General features: G+C 71.2%; 5 protein-coding genes and 2 pseudogenes. 5 read left to right on the top strand and 2 right to left on the bottom strand.

All coding sequences use genetic code 11. The features are described 5' to 3' along the window. From BN11_RS25355 to BN11_RS25350, 4 genes and pseudogenes are all read left to right on the top strand, one after another. Positions 1–725, top strand: a 725-nt coding sequence (locus BN11_RS25355) for a ComEA family DNA-binding protein (RefSeq protein ID WP_235435524.1), incomplete at its 5' end; no start/stop codon positions are given. 3 nt (positions 726–728) lie between these two features. Next, positions 729–1904, top strand: a pseudogene (locus tag BN11_RS26190) (ComEC/Rec2 family competence protein); the annotation flags it as partial. A 40-nt stretch (positions 1905–1944) separates the two neighbouring features. Then, a pseudogene (locus tag BN11_RS25650) lies at positions 1945–2253 on the top strand (ComEC/Rec2 family competence protein); the annotation flags it as partial. Beyond that, positions 2239–3150 (top strand): ComEC/Rec2 family competence protein, encoded by a 912-nt coding sequence (locus BN11_RS25350; RefSeq protein ID WP_327152903.1) that lies wholly within the window; start codon positions 2239–2241, stop codon positions 3148–3150. The pseudogene BN11_RS25650 and the gene BN11_RS25350, both read left to right, overlap by 15 nt. A gap of 92 nt (positions 3151–3242) precedes the next feature. Here the strand turns inward: BN11_RS25350 and BN11_RS16730 are convergent, their stop codons facing one another. Beyond that, positions 3243–4220, bottom strand: coding sequence for a LysR family transcriptional regulator (locus BN11_RS16730; protein WP_083433827.1), 978 nt, complete (start codon positions 4218–4220; stop codon positions 3243–3245). 115 nt (positions 4221–4335) lie between these two features. Between BN11_RS16730 and BN11_RS16725 the strand changes: the two genes are divergently transcribed. Beyond that, complete coding sequence (locus BN11_RS16725) at positions 4336–5217, top strand: NAD-dependent protein deacetylase (protein ID WP_235435523.1); 882 nt, start codon at positions 4336–4338, stop codon at positions 5215–5217. Here BN11_RS16725 and lexA read toward each other — a convergent pair. After that, positions 5192–5929: a transcriptional repressor LexA gene (lexA, locus tag BN11_RS16720; protein ID WP_048699480.1), complete on the bottom strand. Its 738-nt coding sequence runs from the start codon at positions 5927–5929 to the stop codon at positions 5192–5194. The two genes, BN11_RS16725 and lexA, sit on opposite strands and share 26 nt — an antisense overlap. Positions 5930–6270: the final 341 nt, after the last annotated feature.

The raw sequence follows: 6270 nt of genomic DNA, 5'->3' as shown, positions 1-6270 counted from the left end.
CCCCCCCCCCCGCCGTCAGCCATCCGGTGGTGGTCACCGTTCTGCTGGCGGCGGTGGCTGCCGGGTTGCTCTTCGGGATGCGGCTCGTGCGGGCGCGGGCGGACGCGGTGCCCATCCCGGCACTGTCCACGATGACGGACCCGCGGGCCACGGGCGGCGGCGAGCCGGCCGCGGCCGGCGGCGCGTCCGGGGACTCCCGTGTGTCAGGCTCAAGTGCGCCCGGTCCGCCCGCGACGGATATCTCTTCGGGTGGCTCGGCGAGCGCCGGGGCCATGGTGCGGGTCCATGTCGTGGGCCAGGTCAAGCGTCCCGGGGTCGTGGAGGTGCCCGCGGGGGCGCGGATCCTGGATGCGATCGAGGCGGCCGGGGGCGCGACGAGCAAGGCGGACCTGGACGCGATCAACCTGGCCCGCGCGGTGGTCGACGGCGAACAGATCCAGGTCCTTCGGCCTGGAGAGTCCCCGACTCCAGCGTCCGGGCCGGCGGCGCCGGCCACCGGATCCGGGTCGGGCGGCACAGGCGGAGGGCCCGGAGTAAAGGTGCCCATCAACACAGCCGACCTGGCTCAACTCGACACCCTGCCCGGCGTGGGTCCGGTTCTCGCGCAACGAATCCTGGACTGGCGCAGCCAGCACGGCGCATTCGCGAGCATCGATCAGCTCGGCGAGGTCAGCGGCATCGGCGAGAAGCTGCTGGCCAATCTCACCCCGCTCGTGACGCTCTAGACGATGTGGGGACAGACGCGCGACGGCAGCGTTCGGCTCGACCCGCGTGGCCACGCTCGGCAGACGCGTCCCGGCGACGGCCACCCGGACCGCCGCCCGGGTGTCGATCTGCGGCTGCTGGTGCCGGCGCTGTTCGGGTGGGGAGCAACCGCCCTGACCCTGGGCGTCGGCGGGGGGATCCGCGTGATCATCGGGGCTGTCGCCCTGGTCGTGGCGGCCTGGCCCGCGTGGCTCGGCCGGGCCCGGCATCGCCGAGGTGGTGGGGCGTTGCGGATGGCGGCACTGGTGGCCGCCGTGACCGGAGTTCTTGTCGCCACGGCGGGCCTGGCCGACCTGCGGCGCCGCGCCGGGGTCGTCGACGAACTCGCCAATCGAGGCGGCGTCGGCCGCGTCTCCGGGCCGGTCGTGGCCGAGCCGGTGCCGATCGACAACGGCCGGTTCGTGGTGCGCCTGCGTGCCGAGACGGTGCTCAGCGCCGGGCAGGTCACGCGTTCGTCCGCGACGATGCTCGTCATCGGGGACGACAGGTGGTCGCATCTGCAGTGGCGCGATCACGTCGACGTGCTGGTGCGGATGCGGCCTGCCGACCCCGGCGATTCCGTTCTCGCCATAGCTAAACCGTTGTACGGACCCACGAGCCGGCCCGCCTCGTCCCGGCTCGTGGCGTGGTCCTCCCATATCCGCGGGGCACTGCGCGGTGCGGTGTCGGCCTTGCCGCCGGATGCCCAGGGCCTGGTCCCGGCCATGGTGTTCGGCGACACCTCCCGCTCCCCGCCCGAGCTGACCTCCGACATGCGCGCCGCGGGTCTGGCGCACCTGTCGGCGGTCAGCGGCGCCAACGTCAGCATCCTCGTCGTGTGTGCCGTGGCCGGGCTGGGGGTGTTGGGGGTTCGCCGGCGCTGGCGGCCTGCTGCGCTGCTCCTTGTCATCGCGGCCTTCGTCGTCGTCACCCGCCCGGAGCCGAGCGTCATCCGGGCCGCCGCGATGGGCGGCGTCGGAGTCCTGGCGTGTTACCGATCGACGCGGGCAGCCGGCATACCGGCTCTCGGCGCGGCCATCGTCGGGCTGCTGATGGCGGACCCGTGGCTGGCGCGCAGCTTCGGGTTCGCGCTATCGGCGCTGGCGACCCTGGGGCTGCTGGTCTTCGCCGGCCCGTGGTCGCGGGCCGTGGTGCAGCGCTTCTCGCGTTGCCCGGCGCCGATCGCCGTGGCGGTGGTGGGTCCCGGTTGCCGCGCAGGTGACGACTGCCCCGGTTCTCGTTCTCCTGCAAGGGAATATCAGCGTCGTGGGGATTCCCGCGAATATCCTCGCCGCTCCCTTCGTGGCGCCGGTGACGATTGCCGGTCTCGGTTTGGCAACCCTTGCTGCGCTCGGCCTGCCGACCGGCTGGCTGGCCTGGGCGCCGGGCGCACCGGCACTGGCCATCACCTGGATCGCCCACCGTGCCGCCGGCGTGTCGTGGGGCAGCATCGACTGGCCCGACGGTGCCGCCGGCGCGATGCTGCTGACAGGAGTGACGCTGCTGCTCCTCGTCACCGCCCCTCGGCTGCGGTATGCCGCACGCGTGCGCCCCCGCACGAGTCTTGCCGGGCTGTTGCTCTCGCTGGCTGCCGTGCTGCCGACCGGGTGGTGGGGCCGGCCACCTGGGCCATGGCAACTCGTGGCTTGCGATGTCGGCCAGGGTGATGCTCTCGTCGTCGCGACGACACCCGGCCGCGGCATCCTCGTCGATGCGGGTCCGGAGCCGCTCGCTGTCGACCGCTGCCTGCGGCGGCTCAGCGTCAAGGCGCTGGACCTGATCGTCCTGACCCACTTCCACGCCGATCACGTCGACGGCCTAGCCGGAGCCCTGCGCGACCGATCCGTCGCGGGCATCGTCACCTCACCCGTCGCGGACCCACCCGACCGAGCTGCCACCGTCGCGCGGCTGGCCGGGCAGGGCGGCATACCCCTGCGTCCCGCTCGGCTCGGCGAGCAGCTCCGGTTCGGCGCCACGACGCTGAGCGTCCTCGGGCCCGCGCGCCGCATCGACGCCGGCTCGGTCCCCAACAACGCGAGCGTCGTGCTGACCGTGCGCATCGGGGACTTCGACGCCCTCCTCACCGGGGATGTCGAGGCGGAGGCGGGCCGTTCTCTACGCCTCACCCAGCAGGCGAACCTCTTTGGCCCGCAGTCGAATCCACGGTTCGACGTCGTCAAGGCTCCCCACCACGGGTCGGCGAACTACGACGACATCCTGTTCGCTGAGACCCGGGCGCCGGTGACGCTGGTCAGCGTCGGCGCCGACAACGACTACGGCCATCCCGCCCCACGCTTCCTCGACGCGGCCGCGGCGCTCGGCACCCGGGTCCTGCGCACCGACCAGGCCGGCGATATCGCCCTCTGGGTGGCCGGCGGCCAACTCTACGTCCGCACCGATCACTAGCCCCCCGTCGAGATGTCGATTCCCACCCCGTTGAGATATCACTCCGCCTCACCCGTCACCTCCGTCATGCCCGGGGACTGCCCGGCCCGGCGTCAGAGGTGATAGTCGAGCTCGGGTTCGGGAACTGACGCAGCGTCACCGGGGAAGGTCGGCAGGAGGTCGGGTGAGGCGGCGACCTCGGCCAGCGCTTCGAGCGCGGCCGCGACGGCCGGCACCCGGCGCAGGTCGGGAGTGGTCACGGCCAGGATGTCCCGGCGGGAAGCCGGCGTGACCTGGCGGATGACGACGTCGGGGTTGTAGGTGGTGCGCACGATGAGGTCGGGGATGAGTGCGACGCCGAGCCCCGCCGCCACCAGCCCTTGGACCGCGACATAGTCCTCGGTCTCGAAACTGACGTCGGGACTGAACCCGGCCTGATCGCACATGGTCAGCAGGTGACCTCGGCATCGGGGACAGCCGGCGATCCAATGTTCCGTGGCTAGGTCTGCGAGATCCACCGCCCCGGTGCCCCGGGCCAGCCGGTGGCTGGGGGGCAAGGCGATCAGCACCTCGTCCCGTAGGAGGGGTTCGGTGACCAGGACGTCCAGATCCTCGCTGTCGGCGGCCAGGTCGTCACCGGCGTAGGTGAAGGCCACGGCCAGGTCACACTCGCCGGCGCGCAGGGCGGCGAGCGATTCGGGGGGTTCGGCCTCGGTGAAGGTCATCGAGATGTCCGGGAAGCGATCCCGCACCAGCGCAAGGGCTTTGGGCACGAGCGTCGCCGATGCGGATGGGAAGGCCGCCAACCGGACACGACCGGCCCGCAGCCCGGCGATTGCGGAGACTTCCTCCTCGGCGGCGTCGAGTGCGCTGAGAACGGTCCCGGCGTGCCGGGCCAGGGCGGCACCCGCTTCGGTGAGCCGGACGGTGCGGCCGACCCGGTCGACGAGGGGAGTGCCGGTGCGTTGCTCGAGCCGGCGGACCATCTGTGAGATCGCGGGCTGGGAATAGCCGAGGGCGGTCGCCGCGCCGGTGAAGCTGCCCTGCTCGGCGATGGCGCGCATCACCCGCAGCCCCGCGGCATCGATCATCCCGACACCATATAACGGCGTGTTATGCGTCGAGGCATTTCGTGTCGGTGAACCGCAGTATTCGCGTGGTCCACAGGCTGACCCGACGGCGGGGGCACACCGCATACTGCTTGTCGTGCACGACTGGACCCACGCCGCCGCCGAACTGGCCGACCTCCTGGAGGATCGCCCGGCGCTCGTGTTGTCCGGGGCGGGGCTGAGCACCGATTCGGGGATCCCCGACTATCGCGGGCCGGACGGCACTCGGCGGGTGACGCCGATGTCTCATGGCGAGTTCGTCACCTCCCCCGTTGGGCGGCAACGCTACTGGGCCCGGTCGTATGCCGGGTGGGAGCGGTTCTCCGCCGCCCGCCCCAACGACGGGCACCGGGCGATCACGACGCTGCAGCAGGCCGGTCGCGTCGGCGCGATCATCAGCCAGAACGTCGACGGGTTGCACCAGGCTGCGGGTGCCCGTGACGTCATCGACCTTCACGGCCGGCTGGCGGAGGTCGTCTGCCTGACCTGTGACGCGCGGCTGGAGCGCAGTGCCGTGCAGGAGTGGATGGCCACGGCGAACCCGGACTTCGCCCGCACGGTCGCGCTGGCACCTGGCGGCGGGTCGCGGGTGTCGGCGCAGATCCGGCCCGACGGTGACGTGGTGCTCGACGATGCCGCGGTCGCCGGCTTCCGCGCTCCGCGGTGTCCGCTATGCCGCGGCGACGCCCTGAAGCCCGACGTCGTCTTCTTCGGTGGGAGCGTGCCGAAGGTACGCGTCGAGAGGTGCTTCGCCCTGACCGATCAGGCTCGCGCTCTGCTCGTCGTCGGCTCCTCGCTGATGGTGATGAGCGGGCTACGGTTCGTGAAAAGGGCTGCGGCACACGGCATACCGATCGCCGTTCTGACCAAAGGGCCCACGCGCGGCGACGATCTGGCGACGTTGAAGATCGATGCCCCCATCACGCCGGTGCTCAGCCGGCTCGCGGGGGCGGTCAGACCCGGCGCAGCACCGCGGTGACCTTGCCCAGGATCGTCGCGTGGTCACCGTCGATGGGGGAGAACGCGTCGTTGTGCGGCATGAGCCAGACCTTGCCGTTCTTGCGCCTGAAGGTCTTGACCGTGGCCTCGTTGTCCAGGAGCGCGGCGACGATGTCGCCGTTGTCGGCGGTGGGCTGCTGGCGCACGACGACCCAGTCGCCGTCGCAGATCGCTGCGTCGATCATCGAGTCGCCGACGACCTTGAGCAGGAAGAGCGAGCCCTCGCCCACGATCTGCCGGGGAAGCGGGAAGACGTCTTCGACGACCTCGTCGGCGGTGATGGGCACGCCGGCGGCGATGCGACCGAGCACCGGAACGTATGACGCCTCGGGGCGCGCGTCGCCGCTGCCGGTCTCGTCGACGAATTCCTCGGGCGCCGGGGCCGGCTTCGCCGTCTGGCGGTAGCCGCGCTTGCGGGGAGCATCCGGGCTGACCACCTCGATGGCACGGGGCCGGTGCGGGTCGCGTCGCAGGTAGCCCTTGTTCTCGAGAGCGTGCAATTGATAGGCCACGGAGCTGGGAGAGACCAGGCCGACGGCCTCGCCGATCTCACGCATGCTGGGCGGATAGCCGCGGCGGTCGATCGAGTTGCGGATGACCTCCAGGACCCGTCGCTGGCGGACCGTGAGCCCGTCGCCGTCCGATCGTTCGGGCATCGGGTGGACCTGGCCCTTGCCGTCCTTGGTGCTCATGCCAACCTCCGCTAGCGCTTGTCCGCGTGAATTGCCTGGTCAGACACCTTGTCAGTGGTCCCTGTCAGGCTTTGTTCCATGGCATCGAGCCTAGGGCCTCAAGGTCACGAACTCAAACATCTGTTCGAGGTGTGTCTTGCGTCCGGGATCGACTGCGTGCTAGACATCGTACAACCGTTCTATCGAACTGAGTTTCGATAGACACGCCGGAAGGAGTTACGACATGGGTGCAGCACTCGCACAGGTGAATGGTGGCGCACTGGGTGAGGGGCCCTGGGGGGCTCGTCCGCGCCGGGTGGCCGCGCCGGGTGGGCCGCGGCGCGCGCACCTCACGGTGGTCC

It is taken from the genome of Nostocoides australiense Ben110 (assembly GCF_001050535.1).
Taxonomy (GTDB): Bacteria; Actinomycetota; Actinomycetes; order Actinomycetales; family Dermatophilaceae; genus Nostocoides_A; species Nostocoides_A australiense.
Note: the sequence above shows the minus strand (reverse complement) of the source record. Positions and strands in the feature narration are given on the sequence as shown.

Excerpts from the sequence above, each read along its gene's own strand:
- BN11_RS16730 (WP_083433827.1), bottom strand. The coding sequence starts at position 4,220 with ATGATCGATGCCGCGGGGCTGCGGGTGATGCGCGCCATCGCCGAGCAG.
- lexA (WP_048699480.1), bottom strand. The coding sequence starts at position 5,929 with ATGAGCACCAAGGACGGCAAGGGCCAGGTCCACCCGATGCCCGAACGA.